Raw genomic sequence first — 22,688 nt, 5'->3', positions numbered from 1 at the left:
GCAGGGCAATACCCTCGGTGGCTCCAGACGCGGAGAGGCGAACAGCCTCCCCGTGCCCTGCCGGAATGCGTACGACTGAAAATGCCCAGTCGACAGGCCCGGCCTCGTGGCGTTTCCTCGTCAGCAGCCCTGCTGCTGACCTGGTGGAAAAGGGGATTCGGGTGGCGTCGACCAGCCGCCGGAAGCGTCCGCCGAACGCGGACCTGGACCGGCTCATCGAGACATGCGGCGCGAGCCACAAGTCTCTGGCCCTGCGGGTCAACCAGCTCGCCCAGCAGGCCGGGCTGGAGACGGACTACTCGCATACCTCCATCGCGAACTGGTGCCAGCGAGGCATGATCCCCAAGTGGCCGGTGCCCACATTCCTCGCGCAGGCGATCTCCGAACGGCTCGGCCGTCCGGTGGCACTTGGCGAAATCGGTATGGGCGATGCGGAGACACCGGACACGGATGTGGGGTTGGATTTCCCGCGGGACCGTGCTGACGCGGTCCGAGTGGCCACCTCGTTCTGGAGCTTCGTGAACCGCCGCGACTTCTTAACCGGATCCGGCTTCGCCGTCTCCGCGTTCACCACCCCCGTGACCCGCTGGCTGGTCACCCCCGCCGACGAGGCGGCCGACGTAGCCGGCGGCAAGAAGCAGGTCGGCCGGGCCGACCTGGAAGAACTCCGCGACGCAGCCGACGAGGCTCGCCGCTGGGACTCCAAATACGGCGGCGGGAACTGGAAGGCCAACTCCGTCACCGTCTGCCTCCAGGAACGGGCCGCCCCGCTGCTGCGGGGCTCCTTCACCGACGCAGTCGGCCGCGACCTGTTCTCCGTCACCAGCGAGCTGTCCCGCCTGGCCGGGTGGACGGCCTTCGACGTGGGCCAGCACGACGTCGCCCAGCGGCACTTCATCCAGGCCCTCCGCCTGGCCCGCGCGGGCGGAGACGTCCAGCTCGGCTGCTATGTCCTGACCACCATGGCCATGCAGTCCCTGCTGCGGGGCTTCGGCTCCGAGGCAGTCGACATGGCCCAGGGAGCCTTCGAACGCGCGAAGGGCCAGGCCGCCCCGCGGGTTCTCGCGTTCACCAAGCTCATCGAGGCCCGTGCCCATGCCCGCGAGAGGGACGCCAGGGCCGCCTCACGGGCCCTCGCGGCCTCCGAGGACCTCCTGGTCCAGGCAGACACTGCCAGCGGCTCAGAGCCCGCCTGGATCGACTTCTATCACCACGCCAGGCTGTCGGCGGACGCCGCCGAGGTCTTCCGGGACCTGAAAAACCCCAAGGCAGCCCTCGCCTGGAACCAGCGGGCGGCCGCAATGCCGTCCGGAGTGTTCACCCGCTCCGTCGGGATGCGGCTGGCGATCGTGGGGACCGCCCACCTCCAGGCCCGCGACCTCGACCACGGCCTCGAGCTGGGCAACAGGTCCGTGGACATCCTCGCCCGCGTCCAGTCCTCCCGGGCCAAGGACTACGTCCGCGAGTTCAACACCGCCCTCGGCCCCTGGCGGCGCGAGCCGGCCGTCCGCGAGTTCATCCACCGCACCCGCACCGAACTCGGAATCGCCGCCTGAACGCGCTCGGCCGTACTTCCCCACCTCCTCGAGGGGAAAGTACGGCCGAACGTCCCCGGTCGCGTTACGACTTCGTCGTGCACCACCGCGTACGGATATCTGTGCTCAGTTCTCCGCCGCTTCGGCTTGCACCGCCACGGCCTCCTTGTGACTGCCGCAATAGGCCAGGGCCACTGACCAATCACTCACCTGATCCGTGGCCGCCGTAGAAGTATCGGGGCAGCCGTTCTGCCAGGTAGCCGTAGTCCTCATCCGCAATAGGCGCCGAGATGACGGGCACGAGCGGGTGGCGGTTGTTCACAGCTCGCTCGTCCATGGCACTCCGCAGCACAGCGACTGCAGTCGCGGTCCAGTCTCCCGAAGAGTCGACCGCTTCGTCCGTCAGCCGACGGGGAGGCTCGCCCCGCAGGACTACCAAACGCGGATCGTCACCGACGCTCAGCAGCAGACGCGTGTCCCACCAGCACGAAGCGAACTGGAAGTGGTCTCCTCGACCGCCATCCGACGGGAAAGCCAGCCCGCTCAGACGCCACCGAACGCTGACTGTGCACCATACGTGATCCTTGATCTTGTATGCCTGGGGATCAGTCATGGATACGAACTCGGCGACCGGCGACGACAGCCACCCGTCTGCCCAGATCCCGTATGGGCCTTCGCCAGGACGTCCGCGGAACGCAGTCGCCGCGAACCCTGCGTCACGGGACACGCTGCCGTCCCGCGTATTGATGTGCTGAGAGATCTCCGGAGAGACCTCGTTGCCGGTCAAAACGGTCCGAAGGTACTCCTCGTCCGCATCCGTCGCTTCGGTGAACCGTGCCAGGACCTGATCGAGCGAGGTGAGATGAACAAACTCACCCTTCAGGCGGCGTAGGTCATCGCTCATCGGGGACCCGTGAGTGGTTCCGTCCCCGAAGTCGTCGGTGTTGGAGCTGACGAAGTAGACCGTCTCGTCAGGGTGGCTCTCGGCGTAGTTGATCGCCGACATCCAGACAGCCACGTCTCGGTAGCCCGTCTTCACCGACCGCTTGCCGTTCAGCACGATCTTGGCGGGAGCGAGGCCATTCGCCTCCCGGAACGCAGCCTCACGCAGGGCCTGCTCAGTGGTAGGGATCACCTCCACCAGCTCGCCGTACTTCTTGCGCCAGTGCTCGCGGACCTTATCGGGATTGGGCCACTCGACATCGGTGTCCAGCGGCCAGGGAGTCGCTCGTTCCAACTGCTCGATGGCCTGCTTGACCGAATCGTGTGCCGCCTTGTGCTTGACGGCTTTCTGGGCGACAAGCTCTTCCATCACGACCCAGGGAACAGCCACCTGCTCCGTTCCAGACTCCCTGATGGTCCGCAAGAGCTCGGCACTACTACTGCTCAGGCCGCAGCCGTAGAGGATGCAGGTATCCAGAATGATCACGTGATGCTCCGTCTCTCCAGCTGCCGCCGTCGCGGCCCAAATACGGCTCTTTGGTGGGCCAGCTGTCAATCTTGCGATGGAATGACAGCCAGCCGCTGTCGGCCGCCGAGCTTCTTCTTCAGGGCAAGGTTCTCGTGGTAGAGGTTCGCGGTCACCGCCGCAAGCGCGTCCAGCTTGCCGTTCACCTCGGTGACCTGGGCTTTCGCCTCTCGTAGCTGCTTGCGGAGCTCCGCGATCGTTTCGTCCCGCTGCACTTCGCCGGGGCTGCGGAGGACCGGTCTGGCGACCTTGGCGTCCCATTCGGCCAGGATCTCCTCGGCGCGGTGGACGGTCGCGTGGCTGACCTGGGCCTCGCGCGCGAGGGTCTCCTTGGTCAGGGCGCCGTTGGTGTGGAGGGGCTGACCGGCCAGCAGCCGGGCCATGGCCTCACGAAGCTTCGTTGCGGTCGCGGCGGATACCGGCATCAGCGGTCACCTTCCAGGTTGGCGAATTGTGCGGTGACCGACTGGACCTCGGCGAGACGGATCCCTATGGATTCGCGCCGTGGCGGGGACAGCCGTTCGCGTCGCAGGGTGTCTTGCAAGTCGTCCTCTTCGGCGATCCAGTAGGGGGCGTTCTTCAAGGTCAGTACCGAGTTGCGGCACTTTCCGGGCTGGCAGGCACCGAGCAACGGCTGCTTGCCCCGTTGCTCGGCCGGCAGCTGGTTTTGGCACTCGGCGGTCGATGCCTGCCACATGCAGTGGTTGATCGTGCCGAAGTGGAGCTGGGCGAACTCGTCCCGCAGCAAGCTCACCTGCATGCGTTCGTCCGCGATCTGTGCTTGGAGGTGCGGGTCGCTGTCCATGGTCTTGAGGACCTTGTCCAGGCCGGCGTGGAACTTGGCGGCGCCGGGGCCGACGGCGACCGGGCCGCCCTGCCGGCGGGCTTTGAGGAGGTCGACGAGCTTGCGGGCAGCGGCCAGCTCGAGCTGGTTGTCGAACTCCTTGCTCCAGTTCTTGTCCATCCTGCCGTAGCCGGCGGTGACCCGGTTGGCGAGGGCTCGGCGGGCAGCGTGCTTGAGCTGGATTCCGAGCGCGATCTCGCCGTCGGGCTGCTGGGCGGTGATGATCGCCATGGTCTTGCGGAACATGTGCGGCCGCACCAGCCCTTCAGGGATGGGCTCCAGTCCGGTCCGGTCCAGCGTCTTGTTGATGCTCTCGATGAAGAAGTCGATGTCGCGGAAGGCGTCGAAGCCCGCGCGGCCTCGTGTTCCCTCCGGTAGGAACCCGCTGGGTGGGGCAAGGGTCGCGAAGATGTGGCTGTCGTGCCAGGAAAGTCGTTCGGCGACGGCCACAGCCTGCGCGACCGGCTCGATGATCCACCACTTCAGGCGGGGGCGGGATGCGTCGTGCTTGGTCTTCGTCGAGGCGATCGCGGGAGATCCGTAGTGCTGGACGATGGACTTCCTCTCGATCTCCTGCAGTTCACTGTCGCGCATCAGTGAAAATGCGGCGATGAAGACGTAGCAGGCCGCTCTGACCATTCGCAGGGCGTGCTCGAGGTCGCCTTCCTCGATGAAGTCGGTGCGGTCTTCGGTGATCGCCTCACGCACCCACTGCTGTCGCTGCCGGGTGCGGGCGGTGCCGCTCGTGAAGACGTTCGCCCTGGTCACGGTGCCGAATACGCGGCCTTCCAGGGTCAGCCAGACCGGCTCCCCGGCCGGCCCGTGGACGCTGGTCTCCCGGCGGACCGGGATGAGGTTGGCCGGGTCGGCCAGCCACTTCTTGACCTCTGCATCGAGGTCATCGGGCCGCCGGTTGCGGCCGCGGACGGGCCGGTCAACGACGCCCATCGCACTCCGGCCGTCCTTGGCCGTGACGGGCCGGACCCGGCCCGCATCGACCAGCTGCTGCACCATCCTCCGCCTCATCTGGTGGCGGTCTGATTCCCGGCCGGCCTTGAACACGCCCTGGCTAACGCCGCCCGTCAGCCACAGGCTCAGCGTTGACCACATCACCGCGCCAGCCGGGTATCCGCGGAAGGTCCTGGCGTGGACCGGCACCAGGGAGGCGGGGTCCCGCACCCAGGCGGCGAGTTTCACGTCGGTGTCCTGAGCACGATGGGTCTGGCGCCGTTTCCCCTCAAAGGCCGCCAAGGCTGCGGCCTGCTGGTCGCGGCGTTCAAGGATCTGCGGGGCCATCTCGTCGATGTAGAACCAGGCGGCCCGCAGGAGCGGCCACCAGATGGCCGGGGGGATGGAGGGCGTGGACAGCTCGCCGGTAAATGTCCGGTCGGCCACCTCCGCGGCTGTCTTCCCAGGCCACGGGTCCTCCAGCAGGCCGCCTCCGGTCAGCAGCGGGGCGAAGTCCAGCAGGCGGCGAATGGTCAGGACATCGTTGGCCAGGGTCGATGTTCCGGACGTCTCGGCGTGGTGGTCGAGGTAGTCCTGCCAGTCCTCCGTCGCCCAGGCCGCCAGATCGTGGGGCATCTCCTGCTCGACCGCCCATTTGGCAATGAGCCGCATCTTGTTGCACATCTCCTTGACCGAGGACAGGCCCCAGTTCTCGGCCCGGAAGAACAGACCGGCATCCCGAAGGATCTTGTGGCTGGAGTTGAGCATCCCGAAGGCGAGCTCGCGGGTCCGCAGGTTCCAGAGCGGATCGGCCGGGAACGACACCTGCCAGGCGCTCTTCACCCGGTTCGCCGGGCGTCGAAGGCAGTCACCGGGCCAGAACCCGGCCTGCCCGAAGAGCGGGACCTCCACTCCAGGTATGAGGTTGCGGCGACCACCGAGGACGGGTGTGTCGTCGGGGATGGTCTGCGAGGGCAGGGCCTGGAAGGCGGCGGCGGTGGTCATCGGTCGTACTCCGTTCGCATTCCGAGCGGCAGGTCGAGTCGGAACTTGCCGTCCTCGATCTGCTGGCGGGCATCGGGAAGCTGGTCCGCGCACTCGGCGAACACTTCCTTCAGCGCGGCCGCCTGAACGGCCCAGGTGGCCTGCCAGACCGGTGGGGCCAGCACGTTACGCATGTGGGCGATGTGGTCGTCGAGCATCAGGAGCCGGGGCAGCTGCGAGGTGAACACCACCGCGTTCGGGCAGATCATGCACATCGCCGGCGCGACGTGGCAGAGCCTGCCCTTGGGCGTGTGCGGGGAATCGTGGGGATCACGGCAGTTGACGACACCCATGTCGAGTTCTCCGTGCTGCAAGGCTTTCCCCTGCTCAGGCGAGATGCCCAGCTCCGCGGCCGCCTCCGGCTCCGCGAGCATGGCCTCGGCTCCCTCGGTGACCAGCACTGGCTTTCCAGGCTTGATCTTGCTGAAGACTCCCCGCTGGGCCCGGTTGACCGCTCGGCCTGCCAGGACGTGCGCCGTCGTGCCGTGCGCGTAGTGGCCTCGGAACACCTCGATGTGGTGGTCGTCCCCGGCCAGGTCGCTCAGGCTGCCGCCCAGAGCGGCGACGCGTGTGGTCTTCGACGTCTTCCGCAGCCGACGCACATCGTGCGGCTCGGAGATCTTCACCGGGTCGCCTTCCATGTCCGGATGGGTGGCGATCCAGTCGGTGAACCGGCGCCCGGAGCGCTTGAACAGCGCCCGCCCCACGGCCATGCGCTGGCGGTAGTCGGCGGACTCGACGGCAGTGAACAGCCACGGATCGGTCTCGAATGCCTCCCGGGTCAGGGTGTTCACCGCGATCAGGCGACGCAGCAGTCCGGGAACGTCCCAGTTGCCGGTGCCGGGGTAGGCGGACTCGCCGGGGGCCTCGCCCTCGTCCAGGGGCCGATCGCTCTCCCGCGGCCCGTCGTTGCCGTGCAGATGCGGGCGGACCCGCTGAGCCCGCAGCTTCGTCTGCAGCACTCGGACTCCCTCGTCGCTGAAATCCAGGTCATCCAGCCGGAGATCGTGAACCTCCTCGGATGTGGCGTCACCCATAGTCAGCAGGAGCAGGACCCGGAACGGCTGCAGATCGAGTTCGCTGGGGAACAGCAGTCCACTGACGGCGGTCATCACGCCGTACTTCCCGCCGAAGCGGGCCATGTAGAGGGGGTCGGCCACTGCCTCCCTCAACGGCTCCGGCCACCATTTGAACTGTGCCGGAAGGTTAGTCAGCAGCGCGGGCATGTCGAGTACGCCGTGGCGGGCCGCCCAGACCAGATTGGGCAGCGACCGCCAGCCTCCACTGCGCGGGTCCTGGCCCTCGGCCAGAAGCCTCCGGCCAACGGCGAGCCTCTTCTCCAGAGCCCGGACGTCAGCCTGGGCGCCATCCCGGATGAGCAGACGTTCGTGGTTGGCGAACTCGTCCAGCGGCTCGTTCGTGCCACCCCGGTATGTCGGCGGTCCTTCCGCCCGCCGCCGCAGACGCTCGGGGACCTTCGCGTCCCGGACCGCTCTGTGCTCCACCAGGGTCAGCAGTGCACCGGCCAACGTATTCGGCTGATTCGAGGTCGGCTTGTAGCGGGTAACAAGATCTTCCTCCCACTGGCAGATGACCTCGGCCAAGTCGATGGGGCCGCCGTCCAACCGGGCTTCATCCGGGTCGACGCCGGCGGCCGCCAGATGCGTGCCGGCGAACGTCAGAAAGCTGCGGATCGCGGCGATGTAGTTGCCGCTCGAGGCCAGAGCTGCCTTGCGGTGATAGTCCAGCCAGACATCAGCCAGCTGGCCCGCCAGCTCCGAGCACTGGAACTCCGCCGGATCGATCCGGTGGTTCATCGGCTGGTGCCGGTAGACATAGGCGAGTTCCCGGATGCCGATCCGACCAGGCGGCGCGGGCGGCTTGGCGGCAACGGTGGGACGCGGTCGGCTCTTGCGCTCTCCCCGGCGCGGCATCAGGCGGCCCTCCCCTGCGCCAGCCGGGCCGCGTAGTCGGCGTAGGTGGTGTCCTGGGCATTCCAGTCCGCGATCGCCCGGGCGACCAGCAGGTTCGTCTTGCGGATGTAGCGCAGGTAACGCATGGTCGACGTCGCCTGACGATGGCCGAGCAAACGCTGAACCGTCAGCTGCGGCGACTTGCTGATGTGATCGGCGAGGTAGGCGGTGTGCCCGCCCAGCCGCCGCAACTCCGACTCTTGCTCGGCTACCAGCTCAGTCAGCAGCTGGAGCATGAAGATCGCGAATGTGTGACGCAGATCGTGGATCTTGAAGGCCCGCGGCACCACCGTCTCGAGCTTGTGCTCCTTGCTGATCCGCAGGGCCCGCACGTGAACGTCCTCGAAGATCTGATGCCAGCGCTGTGCGGAGAGCATGCGCCCGCCGCGGCCGACGAACAGCGCCATCGGCTCCAGACCCCGGTCGCCTTCGATGACCGCGATCCGGCGGGTGGCCACGTCCATGTCCTTGATCGTGAAGGTCCGCCGGCGGCCGTGCAGGACCCCGCTGACCTTGCCCTGCCGGGAGTTGATGTCGTCGACGACAAACAGCTCCGCCCGGCGGCGGTGCAGTGTGCGGGCGGCGGCATTCACGATCTTGGCCCGCTCAGTGCGCCGGTAGAAGTCGATCTCCCTCAACGTGGCGTGCTGGATCTCCACCGTGCGGGGCAGCTTGTACTTGGCCATCGCCCTCAGGTCCACCAGGGCGGCCGAGCCGTCCCGGTGCGGCGTCCCCACCTCGATGTCGAGGAGGGTGCTGAACTCCCGCAGGCGCATCCCGGTCGTCACCGCCAGCTCCGCCGCCGCGCTGTTGCGCAACGGTGCCGCCCCGCGGAACGACCGGTCCGCCCTCTCGTCCGGCAACAGGCCACGGAGCCCGACCTGCTTCAGGAACCGCCACTGCGAATAGGTCAGATGGCGGACATCGAGATCGTTGACGACGCTCACGGACAGCACATCCCTGCCGTTCCTGCGGCGGTGATACGGGCGTCGGTCCAGCAGGTTCGCGTCCTCGACAGCCCAGTCGTAGAAGTTGTTGATCGCTGCCCGCCGGCGCATCCACGTGGCCGCCGACACCGGCTCGTCCCGGTACTCCATGAGCTCGTCCCTGTACGCGACGAGGTCGTCCTCCGTCGCTGAGAGCAGATCCGTCGGCGGATCCAACTGCTCGAGGAAGTCGACCAGGTCCATCACGTCGTAGGTGTAGTCCTGGAGCGACCCCGCATCCAGGCGCTTGGCCAGATCGAAGAAGAACGAGGTCAACGGCTCCAGCGGGCGCATGTCCGCCCCCAGGAAGAACGGTGTGCCCTCCTTGAGCGCCCCCTTGCGGGTCACGTACTCGACCCCGTCCAGATCCACGCCATCCACGGCACCCGCGTACCGGCGCACCTTGGCGTGCGACACGAAGAAGTGCTCCACGAAGCCCTCAACTCTGAGACATCAGCAGTCACTTGAACCTAACAGTCACCCGTGGTGTACCGCTGAGACAGAGAGACATCCATCAACTCTTGTCCTAACCCGCCCCCTCCTGATTGGCCGGCCGGGTCTCCAGCCGCACCACGTGCGGATGGTCGGGGCGCAGCTCGGCCGAGTCCTCGGCCAGCACGATCCGCTCACCGGGCCCGACCAGCCCCAACAGGGCGCTGAGCAGGGTGGTCTTGCCGGTGCCGGTGCCCCCGGAGACGAGGAACGACAGCCGGGCCTCGACCATGTCCCGGAGCAGCCGCTGTCCGCCGGGCGGCAGCGTGCCCGCCACGACGAGCTCCTCCAGCGTGAACGCCCGGGGCCGTACCACTCGCAGCGAGAGGCAGGCCGAGCCGACCGCCACGGGCGGCAGCACGGCGTGCAGCCGGGTGCCGTCCGGCATCCGGGCGTCCACCCAGGGCCGGGCGTCGTCGAGGCGCCGCCCCGCCACGGCGGCCAGCCGCTGGGCGAGCCTGCGCACGGCCTCGGGGTCGGCGAAGGTCACCCCGGTCAGTTCCAGCCCGCCACCGCGGTCCACCCACACCCGGTCGGGGGCGGCCACCAGCACATCGGTGACCTCCGGGTCGGCCAGCAGCGCCTCCAGCGGGCCCGCGCCGACCAGCTCGGACCGTAACTCGGCCGCCACACCCAGCACTTCGGCATCCCCGAGCAGCCGGCCCTGGGCCCTCAGGGCCGCCGCGACCCGCGCCGGGGTCGGCTCCGCCCCGCTCTCGGCGAGCCGCCGGCGCACCGCGTCCAGCAGTACCGCGCTCATGCCGGCACCCCCTGGGCCGGACCGAGCGCCCGCTGCCAGAAGCCGTCGCAGAAGCGGGCCAACGCGCCCCGCCCCTGCGCTCCCGGCGGTTCCCCCTCGGCCACCCGCCCCGGCAGCCCCACCTCGACCGGCACCTCACCGGCCAGCGGCGCCCCCAGCAGCCCCGCCACGGCCTCCGGCTCCAGACCGCCCGGGCAGCGGCCCCGTACGACCACGCGCACGTCCCGGGCCACCATCCGCACTCCGGCCGCCACCCGGCCCGCGGCGGCCACCGACCGCAGCTCGCCCGGCACCACCATCAGCACCAGGTCGAGCTGGGCGAGCACCTCGGCCACGGCTTCGTCCACCCGCCGCGGAAGGTCGACCACCACGACCCCGCCCCGGCGGCGCGCGGCGGCCACCACCGACCGCATCGCGGCGGGCGGCACCACCACCCGGTCCCCGCGGTCCCAGCTGAGCACCCGCAGGGCGTGCAGCTCGGGCAGGGACTCCTCCAGGGCTCCGGCGCCGACCCGCCCCCGCGAGGCCGCGAAGTCCGGCCAGCGCAGCCCTTCGGCGCTCTCGCCGCCGAGCAGCACGTCCATGCCCCCGCCCAGCGGATCACCGTCGATGAGGATGGTCCGCTCCCCGGCGCGGGCGGCCCGGACGGCGAGCGCGCAGGCGAGGGTGGAGGCTCCGGCCCCGCCGGCACCGCCGATCACCCCGACGGCGAGGGCGGGCCGTCCGGCCCCCTCCACGACGTCGGCGATGCGGTCGACGAGCAGGCTCTCGGCTTCGGGAAGGCGCAGCACCTCCTCGGCGCCGATCTCCACCGCGCGCTGCCACACGAGGGGGTCGTCCAGGTCCCGGCCGACGAGGAACACCCCGGTCCTGCGCGGCGCCCCTCGCACCCGCCTCGCGGCGTCGTCCCCGACGAGCACGAGCGGGGCGGAATCCCAGCCAACGCCGCCGGTGGTCCCGTCACTTGCGCGGTCCGAGCCGCCCGCTCCGCCCTGCTCGGGCACCGCGTGGTGCACGTGCGGCTCGGCGCCCGCGGCGGCGCACAGCCTCAGCAGGTCGTCGAGGAGCACAGGGTCCTCGGTGATGATCAGCGGCCGCCCGCCGCCGGGCACGGCCACGGCCCCCGCTCCGGCCCCCGCCACCACGGACTCCGGCGTTTCACACGACTTCGATCGAGCCACGATCTCCGCCCCCTTCTCACTGCAAATCCAGCACCGCGGACTTCGCGGCTGGAATCACCGTGCAGCGATCAGGAAAAAGAAGTGGATCTTGCTCGATAACTGTGGACAACCCGCCGATTGTGAATAACCCGGTCACCCTCCCAGGTGAGTTCCGGAGCGCGGCGGAACCACTACGCACCGTCACGAGTCTGATGGGGTGAGGGCCTTCGCCGCGTCGGCCCGGGAGAAGAGGAGGGCCGCAGGGATGGTCACTTGGGGCCGAAGGCAGGGACGCAAACCGCGTCCGGACATGCGACGACCCCCGCCGGGGGGGAGAGCGGGGGTCGTCCCCACGGTCCGACTCGGGGGGGGAGGAGCCAGACCGGGTTAGCACGGTCGCGAACGATCCGTGACTTCCATGGTGTACCCGAGAGCCTTCTCAGGCAAACCCACGCGCCACACCTTACGCCGAATGGTGGGCGCATATGCTCGAGGCGTGGAAAATCAGCCCTTGCCGCACTCCTCGCCTCGCACCGCAGCCTTCTTCGACCTGGACAAGACGGTCATTGCGAAGTCGAGCACCCTGACGTTCAGCAAGTCCTTCTACCAAGGCGGCCTGATCAACCGGCGAGCCGTGTTGCGCACCGCGTACACGCAGTTCATCTTCCTGGCCGGCGGAGCCGACCACGACCAGATGGAACGGATGCGGGAGTACCTGTCCGGCCTCTGCAAGGGGTGGAACGTGCAGCAGGTACGGGAGATCGTCGCGGAGACCCTGCACGACCTCATCGACCCGATCATCTACGACGAGGCCGCCTCCCTGATCGAGGCCCACCACACCGCGGGCCGCGACGTGGTGATCGTGTCGACCTCCGGCGCGGAAGTCGTCGAGCCCATCGGCGAGATGCTCGGTGCGGACCGGGTCGTCGCCACGCGCATGGTCGTGGGCGAGGACGGCTGCTTCACCGGCGAGATCGAGTACTACGCCTACGGGCCCACCAAGGCGGAAGCCGTGCGCGAACTCGCGGAGTCCGAGGGGTACGACCTCGCCCGCTGCTACGCCTACAGCGACTCGGCCACCGACATCCCGATGCTGGAGGCCGTGGGGCACCCGCACGCGGTCAATCCCGACCGGGCGCTGCGGCGGGAAGCCGTGGCCCGCGAGTGGCCGGTCCTGGTGTTCAACCGGCCGGTGCGGCTCAAGCAGCGGCTGCCCGGGCTGTCGATGCCCGCGCGCCCGGCCCTCGTCGCGGCTGCCGCCGTGGGCGCGGCCGCCGCCACGGCAGGGCTGGTCTGGTACGCGAGCCGACGCCGGGCCAATGCGCTCGCCGCCGCCACATCTGCCTGAATGTCCTGACCTGCACCAATACGGGCTGTCCGGTTCACCCGAACTCGTCCCGGATAGTAAAAAGTGGAGCAAGGGGTTTCGCATGGCTCCGAAGCGGAGTACAAATAAAGCAACGGCCCGCGAGACCAAAGAACATCCGAGAGGATCATCTTTAAAACGCAGTAAGGCCCACGGACCGAAGCATGAACGCCGAGCACCCACGCGACGTCGACCCGTCGATTACGGGCCAGCCGCACCAGGTAACGGGCAAAGTCCCCGACCTGATGGGCAACCATCGAGGACGCTTGGTAACTGGGCGTAAATGCCAGCGGCGACACCAAAGCAAGACGGTGTCGCCGCAACCCATGTCCGGGGCCGATCCGCCTCCCGGCGTCCGGCCCCGCTTCCGCGCGGGGTCAGGCCGGGTCAGGCCGCGCCGCGCTGCAGGGCTTCGCAGACCGCCGTCGACTCGCGCACCCCGAGCTCGATCGCCCGCCCGCAGTGGGCGATCCACGCGGACATTCCCTCCGCGGTGCCGGAGACGTAGCCCTCGAAAGCGGCCAGGTACGCCTCCCGCCCCTGCTCCGCGTGACCGGCCTCCGCCGGACAGATCGCCTTGGGGTCCAGACCGCTGTTGATCAGGACGATGCGCTCGGCCGCCCGCGCGACCAGCCCGTTGTACGAGGCGAACGGGCGCAGTGCGAGCAGCTCGCCGTGCACCACCGCCGCCGTGACCAGGGCCGGGGCGGAACCACCCGCGATGATCAGGCGGGACAGCCCGTCCAGCCGGCCCGCGACCTCCTCGGCACTCGGCAGCGGAAGGTCCACCAGGGGCTCCACCACCTGCTCGCCCGCCAGACGGGGGCGGCCGACCACGTCACCCTCGGCCGTCGACCCCGATGCCACCAGGTGCAGCCGCGCGAGGACCCGCAGCGGCGACTGGCGCCAGATGCTCAGCAGCTGCCCGGCCTCCGCGGTGAGCCGCAGGGCGGCACCCACGGTCAGCGCCTCCGGCTCCGATCCGAAGTCGGTGCGGCGCCGCACCTCTTCCAGCGCCCAGTCCGCACCGGAGAGCGCCGCGCTCCCGCGGGCCCCGCGCAGCGCGGCTTCCGAGGTGATCTCACCGCTGCGGCGACGCATTACCCGGTGCCCGTAGACCCGGTCCACGGCCTTGCGTACGGAATCCACGGACTCGGCAACACCCGGCAGCCCGACCAGGGCGACCAGCGGGTCAGAAGCGCTACTCATAAGTAGGGAGCCTACGCACTGCGCACCCATAGCACCGACCCCTCCTTGGAGTGGTCTTCTTCACTCACCTTGACAACACAGTGCTACTTACCCACTACGCTTGGTGAACATGAAGATCGCTTTCGTGGGAAAGGGCGGCAGCGGCAAGACGACGCTGTCCTCCCTCTTCATCCGCCACCTCGCCGCCAATGAAGCCCCCGTCGTCGCGGTGGACGCCGACATCAACCAGCACCTGGGCGCCGCGCTCGGTCTCGGCGAGGACGAGGCCGCCGAACTGCCCGCCCTGGGCGCGCACCTCCCCCTGATCAAGGAGTACCTGCGGGGCTCCAACCCGCGCATCGCGTCCGCCGACACGATGATCAAGACCACCCCGCCCGGCCGTGGCTCGCGCCTGCTGCGGGTCACCGAGGACAACCCGGTGTACGAGGCCTGCGCGCGCACGCTCCTGCTGGACGGGGAGCCCGTACGGCTCATGGCCACCGGGCCGTTCACCGAGGCCGACCTCGGCGTGGCCTGCTACCACTCCAAGGTCGGGGCGGTCGAGCTGTGCCTCAACCACCTGGTCGACGGCCGGGACGAGTACGTGGTCGTCGACATGACGGCCGGATCCGACTCCTTCGCCTCGGGCATGTTCACCCGCTTCGACATGACCTTCCTGGTGGCCGAGCCGACCCGCAAGGGCGTCTCCGTCTACCGCCAGTACAAGGAGTACGCGCGGGACTTCGGGGTCACGCTGAAGGTCATCGGCAACAAGGTGCAGGGCCCCGAGGACATCGAGTTCCTCCAGGACGAGGTGGGCGAGGACCTGCTGGTCACCGTCGGGCACTCCGACTGGGTACGGGCGATGGAGAAGGGCCGTCCGGCCGCCTTCGAGCTGCTGGAGGCGACCAACCGGTTCGCCCTCCAGGCGCTCCAGGACGCCTCCGACGACTCGTACGCCCACCGCGACTGGGACCGGTACACCGAGCAGATGGTGCGGTTCCACCTCAAGAACGCGGAGAGCTGGGGCAACGCCAAGACTGGGGTCGACCTGGCGGACCAGGTCGACCCCGATTTCACCCTGCGGGAGGGCGTCGCGGGGACCGCCGCGGGCGAGTCCTTCGTCAGCCCTCGTCCGCACTCTCATCAGCCGGCTCCGCAGCCGGCTTGACGCCCGCGGGGGCGGCCGGCCGCGCCGGCGGCCCCGCGGTCAGGAACTTCGCCCAGCCCTGCTTCGGCGCCTCGCCGACGTCGAGGGTGCGCATCCACTCCAGGGCCTTCGGGTCCTGGGCGTCCAGCCAGTCCACGAGCTCGCGGAACGGTACGCAGCGGACCTCGGGCTTGGTGCACATGGTCTTGATGGACTCCTCGACGGCACGCATGTAGGTGCCGCCGTTCCAGGACTCGAAGTGGTTGCCGATGATCAGCGGCGCGCGGTTGCCCTGGTAGACGCGGTCGAAGGCCTCCTGCAGGCCGTCGCGCATCTGGTCGCCCCAGTACGCGTGCTGCGAGGGGTCTCCCTGGGAGGTCGTCCCGGACTGGTTGACCATGTAGTTGTAGTCCATGCTCAGGGTGTCGAAGGCACGGCCCGGCATGGGCACCAACTGGAGCGGGACGTCCCAGAGCCCGTCCGTCTTCTTGGGCCAGATCTGCTTGCTGATGCCGCTGGAGTCGTAGCGGAATCCCATGGTCTTCGCCGCCAGCATGAAGTTCTTCTGGCCTTCGAGGCAGGGGGTGCGGGCGCCGATGAGCTCCTTGTCGTAGTCGAAGGGGAGCGCCTCCATGGCCTTCAGGCCCGCGTTGGTCTTCCAGTTCTTGACGAAGGACTTGGCCTGGTTGATCTCGCTCTTCCACTCGTCCACGGACCAGGTGCCGACGCCGCCGTCGGGCCCGCAGAAGTGCCCGTTGAAGTGGGTGCCGATCTCGTTGCCCTCCAGCCAGGCGGCGCGGACCTGGGTGGCGGTGTCCTTGATGCCCTGGAGGTCGCCGAAGCCGATGTCGGAGCGGCCGGGCGAGTGCTGCGGCGCCGTATAGAGGGAACGCTTCTCCTCCGGGAGCAGGTAGACGCCGCTGAGGAAGTACGTCATGCGGGCGTTGTACTGCTTGCCGACCTCGCGGAAATGCGAGAAGAGCTTCTGGCTGTCCTCGCCGGCCCCGTCCCACGAGAACACCACGAACTGCGGCGGCTTTTCGCCGGGCTTCAGCTTCTGCGGCTTCTGCACGTTCGGCTGGGGGCCGGTGTACGCGGTCGAACCGTCGCCGATGGGCCGGTTGACGCTGCCGGGGGCCTCCGCCTCGGCGCCCTTCCGTGCGTTCGGCGCCCCGGGAGCCGGTGACTTGGCGGGCCCCGAGGCGCTGCACCCGGCGACTCCCAGGACCAGTGCCGTGGCGACCAGCCCACCGGCGATCTTCTTCGTGGCGGCGATCATCCGCCCCACCTCTCCCTCGCAGTTCCATCGCAGGACTTCCGCGCCGCAACGTCCCACGCGGTCAGCTTTGAGGAAGGTATGACAAGCCGTACAAAATGCTTAATCACTCTTGAGTGCTAATTTATAGGCCATTTGCCCGTATTATTCACCGCTCACCTTTACTCTCCATTACCATCCATTTACCGAGTGTTGAGACTCCCGCCGCTTCATCCCTCCCCCAGAGGAGACGGGAACCCATGACAGCCACCTCCCCCACCCGCACGACCCGGGAGGCCCGCAAGGACCTCCCGGCGGACTTCTCCGCCTCCATCGCCGTCTTCCTGATCGCTCTGCCGCTCTCGCTCGGCATCGCCCTGGCCACCGGCGCCCCGCTCCAGGCCGGGCTGGTGGCCGCCGCGGTCGGCGGGATCGTCGCCGGCCGGCTGGGAGGCGCCCCGCTCCAGGTCAGCGGGCCCGCCGCCGGACTCACCGTGGTCACCGCCGAGTTGATCCAGCACTACGGCTGGCGCACCACCTGCGCCATCACCGTGCTCGCCGGCTGCTGCCAACTCGGGCTCGCCGCCCTGCGCACCGCCCGGTCCGCGCTCATGGTCAGCCCCGCCATCGTGCACGGCCTGCTCGCCGGGATCGGCGTGACGATCGCCCTCGCCCAGCTCCACATCGTGCTCGGCGGCAACCCCCAGAGCTCTGCCGTGGCCAACGTCCTCGGGCTGCCCGCCCAATTGGCCGATCTGCATCCCGCGGCACTCGGTGTCAGCGCCCTGACCCTGACCGTCCTGCTGGCCTGGCCGTGGCTGCCCGGACGGGCCGGCCGGGTCCTGCGCAAGGCCCCCGCCGCGCTGGCCGCCGTGGCCGCGGCCACCGCCGCCGCCGCACTGTCCGGGCTCGCCCTGCCCAGGGTGGACCTGCCGTCCTGGCGCAGCCACGCCCTGCCCGAGCTGCCCGAGGGCCCGGTCCTCGGCATCCTCGCCGCCGTCCTCACCATCGCCCTGGTCGGCAGTGTGCAGTCCCTGCTCTCCGCGGTCGCGACCGACAAGCTGATCGCCTCCGAGCGGCGAACGGACACCCGCCCGCCGCGCACCGACCTCAACCGCGAGCTGTGGGGGCAGGGCGCGGCGAACATCGTCTCCGGCGCGCTCGGCGGACTGCCCGTCTCGGGTGTGGCCGTCCGGAGCGTGGCCAACGTCAAGTCCGGTGCGGTCAGCCGGAGATCGACCATGCTGCACGGCCTCTGGGTGGTACTGGCGGCCGGCCTTCTCGTCCCCGTCCTCGACCTGATCCCGCTCGCCGCACTCGCCGCCCTGGTGATGGCGGTCGGCGTGCAGATGGTCAGCATCACGCACCTGCGCAGCGTCACCCGGCACCGGGAGATCGTGGTCTACGGCACGACCATCGTGGCCGTGGTCCTGGGCGGGGTCCTGGAGGGCGTGGCCATCGGTATCGCGGTGGCCGTCGCGCTGGCCCTGCACCGGCTCGCCCGGACCAGGATCACCGTGGAGCGGCAGGATGACGGGACCCACCGGGTGCGGGCGCGCGGGCAGTTGACCTTCCTCGCCGTGCCCCGGCTGAGCCGGGTGCTGAACCAGATTCCGCACGACGGGCACGTGGTGATCGAGCTGGACGGCTCGTTCATGGATCACGCCGCCTACGAGACGCTGCAGGACTGGCAGGATTCCCATCTGGCGCACGGGGGCACGCTGGAGGTGACCGGCCGGGCCGGATCCTCGGCGCGGCTGCCCGGAGCCACCTCCGCCGACGAACCCGACGGGTCCGGGGGCTTCGGGGGGCCCGGGGAAGCCGGGGGAGCCACCGCAGCCGGTGCCACCGGCGCTGGCGTCCCGCACAGCGGAAACCACCACGCGGACCGGTCCCGACGCGGGACTCACCACTGCTGCCGGCCCTGGACCCCCTGGCAGAACCACTGCGACCACCGCCCCGCAGGGACCCGTACGCCCACGGCCGCGGCCATGGCGGCAGCGGCCGCCGAGACCCGTGCGGACGAGGCCCCGCCGGCGCCCCGGCGGCGCGGCGCCGGCCAACTGGCCAGCGGGATCGGCGCCTTCCAGCGGGACACCGCACCGCACGTGCGGGACGAGCTGGCCCGGCTGGCCCGCGAGGGGCAGCGGCCCTCCCAGCTCTTCCTCACCTGCGCGGACTCCCGCCTGGTGACCAGCATGATCACGGCCAGCGGACCGGGCGACCTGTTCACGGTCCGCAATGTCGGCAATCTCGTCCCGCTGCCCGGCGCGGAGTCCACGGACGACTCCGTCGCCGCGGCCATCGAGTACGCCGTGGACGTGCTGAAGGTCGACAGCATCACGGTGTGCGGGCACTCGGGCTGCGGGGCCATGCAGGCCCTGCTCAGCTCCGCGCCCGGGATTCCGATGACGCCGCTGCGCCGCTGGCTGCGGCACGGGCTGCCCAGCCTGGAGCGGATGGCCAGTCGCCACCACGCCTGGGCGCGGATCTCCGGCCGGCTCCCGGCGGACGCGGTGGAGCAGTTGTGCCTGACCAATGTGGTCCAGCAGCTGGAGCACCTGCGGGCCCACGAATCGGTGGCCAGGCGGCTCGCCGAGGGCACCCTGGAGCTGCATGGGATGTACTTCCACGTGGGCGAGGCGCAGGCGTATCTCCTGTCCGAGGGCGAGGACTTCTTCGACTGCCGGGTCTTCGACAGCGTGGGCCAGCACGCCTGAACCGATACCCTCCCGTATTCGTGCAATCGTTTGGCCCCTTCCCGCCCCCTGCGGCGGGGAGGGGCCATTCGCACTCCGTTCTCGCGCGGGCCAGGTCGTGATATAGGTCTAAACCAATTCTCGGCTACCCCTTGTCACCTGGGCCGCTGACTGATGAGCTATGCCCGGGGACACAACGGACACCCTGGGAAAGGGAGATGTCGTGAGCAATGAGAGCCTGGCCAATCTGCTCAAGGAGGAGCGGCGGTTCGCACCGCCCGCCGATCTGGCCGCCGCCGCCAATGTGACCGAGGCTGCGTACGCACAGGCCGACGCGGACCGGCTGGGCTTCTGGGCCGAGCAGGCCCGGCGGCTGACCTGGGCCACCGAGCCGACCGAGACGCTCGACTGGACGAACCCGCCCTTCGCGAAGTGGTTCGCGGACGGCAGCCTGAACGTCGCGTACAACTGCGTGGACCGCCACGTCGAGGCCGGCAACGGCGACCGCGTCGCCATCCACTTCGAGGGCGAGCCCGGCGACAGCCGCGCGATCACCTACGCCGAGCTCAAGGACGAGGTCTCCAAGGCCGCGAACGCCCTGACCGAGCTGGGTGTCGAGGCGGGCGACCGCGTCGCCGTCTACCTGCCGATGATCCCCGAGGCGGTCGTCGCGATGCTCGCGTGCGCCCGCGTCGGCGCCGCGCACTCCGTGGTCTTCGGCGGCTTCTCCGCCGACGCCGTCGCCTCCCGCATCCAGGACGCCGACGCCAAGCTGGTCATCACCGCCGACGGCGGCTACCGCCGCGGCAAGCCCAGTGCCCTGAAGCCCGCCATCGACGAGGCCGTCGCCAAGTGTCCGCAGGTCGAGCACGTGCTCGTCGTGCGCCGCACCGGCCAGGACACCGCCTTCACCGAGGGCCGCGACGTCTGGTGGCACGAGGTGGTCGGCCGCCAGTCCGCCGAGCACGCCCCGCAGCCCTTCGACGCCGAGCACCCGCTCTTCATCCTCTACACCTCGGGCACCACGGGTAAGCCGAAGGGCATCCTGCACACCTCCGGCGGCTACCTCACCCAGGCCGCGTACACCCACCACGCGGTCTTCGACCTGAAGCCCGAGACCGACGTCTACTGGTGCACCGCCGACATCGGCTGGGTGACCGGGCACTCCTACATCGTCTACGGGCCGCTCGCGAACGGCGCCACCCAGGTGATGTACGAGGGCACGCCGGACACCCCGCACCAGGGCCGGTTCTGGGAGGTCGTGCAGAAGTACGGCGTCACCATCCTCTACACGGCGCCGACGGCCATCCGTACGTTCATGAAGTGGGGCGACGACATCCCCGCGAAGTTCGACCTGTCGAGCCTGCGCGTGCTGGGCTCGGTCGGCGAGCCGATCAACCCCGAGGCCTGGATCTGGTACCGCAAGCACATCGGCGGCGACCGCTGCCCGATCGTGGACACCTGGTGGCAGACCGAGACCGGCGCGATGATGATCTCCCCGCTGCCGGGCGTCACGCACACCAAGCCGGGCTCCGCGCAGCGCGCCCTGCCCGGAATCTCCGCCACCGTCGTGGACGACGAGGCGCGCGAGGTCCCGAACGGCGGAGGCGGCTACCTGGTCCTCACCGAGCCGTGGCCGTCGATGCTGCGCACCATCTGGGGTGACGACCAGCGGTTCATCGACACCTACTGGTCGCGCTTCGAGGGCAAGTACTTCGCGGGCGACGGCGCCAAGAAGGACGACGACGGCGACATCTGGCTGCTCGGCCGGGTGGACGACGTGATGCTCGTGTCCGGCCACAACATCTCGACCACCGAGGTGGAGTCGGCGCTCGTCTCGCACCCCTCGGTCGCCGAGGCGGCCGTGGTCGGCGCCAACGACGAGACCACCGGCCAGGCCATCGTGGCCTTCGTCATCCTGCGCGGCAGCGCCTCCGAGACCGATGGCCTGGTCGCGGACCTGCGCAACCACGTGGGCGCCACGCTCGGCCCGATCGCCAAGCCGAAGCGGATCCTGCCGGTCCAGGAGCTGCCGAAGACCCGCTCGGGCAAGATCATGCGCCGTCTGCTGCGCGACGTGGCGGAGAACCGCGCGGTCGGTGACGTCACCACGCTCGCCGACTCCTCGGTCATGGACCTGATCCAGAGCAAGCTCCCGGCCGCCGCCGGCAGCGAGGACTGACACGGGCCGGAACACATCGAAACGGGCACTCGGCGCGGCGCGCCGAGTGCCCGTTTCGCACATAAAGTGATGATCACCGGATTCGCCCTCGCGTGCACCCTGTAAAATATTGAAAGCGTAAAGAAATACACAGGGTGCGCCGGGAAGTCTGGTCGGCAATGAGCTTCGCCATGCCGTCCAACGACCCCGGAGGTGTCACCTCGTGGCCGCGCCCAGCCCCACCGACCACCAGGGCCGCAAGCTGCTCGGCCGGCTCTCGCTGCCCGAGCGCCGCTTCGTCGCCGACGCCCTGCGCACCGAGACCGTCGGCGGCGTGCTCCTGCTCGTGGCCGCCGTCGCCGCGCTGATCTGGGCGAACACCCCGCCACTGGCCGAGAGCTACCAGGCGGTCCGGGACTTCCACATCGGCCCCAGCTCCCTCGGCCTGGACCTGTCGATCCAGCACTGGGCGGCCGACGGACTCCTCGCGATCTTCTTCTTCGTCGCCGGCATCGAGCTCAAGCGCGAGCTCGTCGCGGGCGACCTGCGCGACGCCAAGGCGGCCGCCCTCCCGGTGATCGCCGCCCTATGCGGCATGGCCGTGCCCGCGCTGGTCTACGTCGTGGTCAACACCCTCGGCAACGGCGCGATGGACGGCTGGGCGGTCCCGACCGCCACCGACATCGCCTTCGCGCTCGCCGTTCTCGCCGTCCTCGGCACTTCCCTGCCCTCGGCCCTGCGCGCCTTCCTGCTGACGCTCGCGGTCGTCGACGACCTCTTCGCCATCATGATCATCGCGGTGTTCTTCACCAGCGAGATCGACTTCCTTGCGCTCGGCGGCGCGCTCGTGGGCCTGGCCCTCTTCTGGTTCCTGCTCCGCCGGGGAGTCCGCGGCTGGTACATCTACGTCCCCCTCGCCCTGGTCATCTGGGGCCTGATGTACAACAGCGGCGTCCACGCCACCATCGCCGGCGTCGCCATGGGCCTGATGCTCCGCTGCACCCGCCGGGACGGCGAGGAGCAGTCCCCCGGCGAGCACATCGAGCACCTGGTCCGGCCCATCTCGGCCGGTCTCGCCGTGCCCCTCTTCGCACTGTTCTCCGCCGGGGTCTCGCTCTCCGACGAGGCCATCACGCAGGTCTTCACCCGGCCCGAGACCCTCGGCGTCGTCCTCGGCCTCGTCGTCGGCAAGGCCGTGGGCATCTTCGGCGGCACCTGGCTGGCCGCCCGCTTCACCAAGGCCGAACTGAGCGACGACCTCGCCTGGCCCGACGTACTGGCCGTGGCCTCGCTCGCCGGCATCGGCTTCACCGTCTCCCTCCTGATCGGCGAGCTCGCGTTCGCCGGCGACCCGGTCCTCACCGACGAGATCAAGGCCGCCGTCCTGATCGGCTCGCTCATCGCCGCCGTGATCGCGGGCGTCATGCTCAAGCTCCGCAACCGCAAGTACCTGGCGCTCACCGAGGCCGAGGAGCGGGACGAGGACCTCGACGGCATCCCGGACATCTACGAGGAGCACAACCCCGAGTACCACCTGAGGATGGCGAGGATCTACGAGGAGCGGGCCGCGGAACACCGCCGCAAGGCCGAGAGCGCGGCTGCCGCGGCGCTCCAAAGCGCAGCCGGGTCCACCACCGAGGGCGACCGTCCGGCATGATC

Annotated in this window: 14 protein-coding genes and 1 pseudogene; 6 read left to right on the top strand and 9 right to left on the bottom strand. The window is 69.5% G+C overall.

All coding sequences use genetic code 11. From position 1 onward, the window contains the following. The first annotated feature begins 161 nt into the window (after positions 1-161). Complete coding sequence (locus ACFYZ4_RS29425; protein WP_390785270.1) at positions 162-1,556, top strand: sporulation protein; 1,395 nt, start codon at positions 162-164, stop codon at positions 1,554-1,556. Between the two features lie 181 nt (positions 1,557-1,737). Here ACFYZ4_RS29425 and ACFYZ4_RS29420 read toward each other — a convergent pair whose 3' ends face one another. From ACFYZ4_RS29420 to ssd, 7 genes and pseudogenes are all read right to left on the bottom strand, one after another. After that, on the bottom strand, positions 1,738-2,964 hold the full coding sequence (locus tag ACFYZ4_RS29420) for a PIN domain-containing protein (RefSeq protein ID WP_390785269.1): 1,227 nt from the start codon (positions 2,962-2,964) through the stop codon (positions 1,738-1,740). A 65-nt stretch (positions 2,965-3,029) separates the two neighbouring features. Next, entirely contained in the window at positions 3,030-3,428 is a 399-nt protein-coding gene (locus ACFYZ4_RS29415) for a hypothetical protein (RefSeq protein WP_390785268.1), read from the bottom strand. Beyond that, positions 3,428-5,800 (bottom strand): hypothetical protein, encoded by a 2,373-nt coding sequence (locus tag ACFYZ4_RS29410; protein WP_390785267.1) that lies wholly within the window; start codon positions 5,798-5,800, stop codon positions 3,428-3,430. The genes ACFYZ4_RS29415 and ACFYZ4_RS29410 overlap by 1 nt, the downstream gene beginning before the upstream one ends. After that, entirely contained in the window at positions 5,797-7,773 is a 1,977-nt protein-coding gene (locus ACFYZ4_RS29405; RefSeq protein ID WP_390785266.1) for a hypothetical protein, read from the bottom strand. Before ACFYZ4_RS29405 ends, ACFYZ4_RS29410 begins: the two co-directional genes overlap by 4 nt. After that, positions 7,773-9,230 carry a site-specific integrase gene (locus ACFYZ4_RS29400; RefSeq protein ID WP_390785265.1) on the bottom strand — a complete coding sequence of 486 codons (1,458 nt, stop codon included), beginning with the start codon at positions 9,228-9,230 and terminating at the stop codon, positions 7,773-7,775. The genes ACFYZ4_RS29405 and ACFYZ4_RS29400 overlap by 1 nt, the downstream gene beginning before the upstream one ends. Positions 9,231-9,327: 97 nt before the next feature. Further along, a pseudogene (locus ACFYZ4_RS29395) lies at positions 9,328-10,050 on the bottom strand (CpaF family protein); the annotation flags it as partial. Next, positions 10,047-11,195 (bottom strand): septum site-determining protein Ssd, encoded by a 1,149-nt coding sequence (ssd, locus tag ACFYZ4_RS29390; RefSeq protein ID WP_390785325.1) that lies wholly within the window; start codon positions 11,193-11,195, stop codon positions 10,047-10,049. The gene ssd and the pseudogene ACFYZ4_RS29395, both read right to left, overlap by 4 nt. Before the next feature lie 487 nt (positions 11,196-11,682). Here ssd and ACFYZ4_RS29385 point away from each other — a divergent pair, with 487 nt between their 5' ends. Further along, positions 11,683-12,558, top strand: a complete 876-nt coding sequence (locus tag ACFYZ4_RS29385; protein ID WP_351286387.1) for an HAD-IB family hydrolase — start codon at positions 11,683-11,685, stop codon at positions 12,556-12,558. Positions 12,559-12,963: 405 nt separating this feature from the next. On the opposite strand, the gene ACFYZ4_RS29380 is transcribed toward ACFYZ4_RS29385, so the two are convergent. Then, the gene (locus tag ACFYZ4_RS29380) at positions 12,964-13,785 is read right to left on the bottom strand and encodes an oxidoreductase (protein ID WP_351286385.1); all 822 of its coding nucleotides are present in this window, start codon (positions 13,783-13,785) and stop codon (positions 12,964-12,966) included. A gap of 109 nt (positions 13,786-13,894) precedes the next feature. On the opposite strand from ACFYZ4_RS29380, the gene ACFYZ4_RS29375 reads away from it, so the two are divergent. Beyond that, positions 13,895-14,935 (top strand): ATP-binding protein, encoded by a 1,041-nt coding sequence (locus ACFYZ4_RS29375; RefSeq protein ID WP_390785264.1) that lies wholly within the window; start codon positions 13,895-13,897, stop codon positions 14,933-14,935. Here the strand turns inward: ACFYZ4_RS29375 and ACFYZ4_RS29370 are convergent. Then, the gene (locus tag ACFYZ4_RS29370) at positions 14,889-16,193 is read right to left on the bottom strand and encodes a hypothetical protein (protein ID WP_390785263.1); all 1,305 of its coding nucleotides are present in this window, start codon (positions 16,191-16,193) and stop codon (positions 14,889-14,891) included. The two genes, ACFYZ4_RS29375 and ACFYZ4_RS29370, sit on opposite strands and share 47 nt — an antisense overlap. A 236-nt stretch (positions 16,194-16,429) precedes the next feature. Between ACFYZ4_RS29370 and ACFYZ4_RS29365 the strand changes: the two genes are divergently transcribed. From ACFYZ4_RS29365 to nhaA, 3 genes are all read left to right on the top strand, one after another. Beyond that, a complete protein-coding gene (locus ACFYZ4_RS29365; RefSeq protein WP_390785262.1) occupies positions 16,430-18,889 on the top strand; it encodes a SulP family inorganic anion transporter in 2,460 nt (819 codons plus the stop codon). Between the two features lie 160 nt (positions 18,890-19,049). Next, positions 19,050-21,050 (top strand): acetate--CoA ligase, encoded by a 2,001-nt coding sequence (acs, locus tag ACFYZ4_RS29360; protein WP_351286379.1) that lies wholly within the window; start codon positions 19,050-19,052, stop codon positions 21,048-21,050. Positions 21,051-21,252: 202 nt separating this feature from the next. Continuing rightward, a complete protein-coding gene (nhaA, locus tag ACFYZ4_RS29355; protein ID WP_390785261.1) occupies positions 21,253-22,686 on the top strand; it encodes a Na+/H+ antiporter NhaA in 1,434 nt (477 codons plus the stop codon). The last annotated feature ends 2 nt before the right edge of the window (positions 22,687-22,688 follow it).

This window comes from Streptomyces sp. NPDC001513 (assembly GCF_042894695.1).
Classification (GTDB): Bacteria; Actinomycetota; Actinomycetes; order Streptomycetales; family Streptomycetaceae; genus Streptomyces.
The sequence above is the reverse complement of the archived record's forward strand: the minus strand, read 5'-3'. Positions and strand labels throughout refer to the sequence as shown.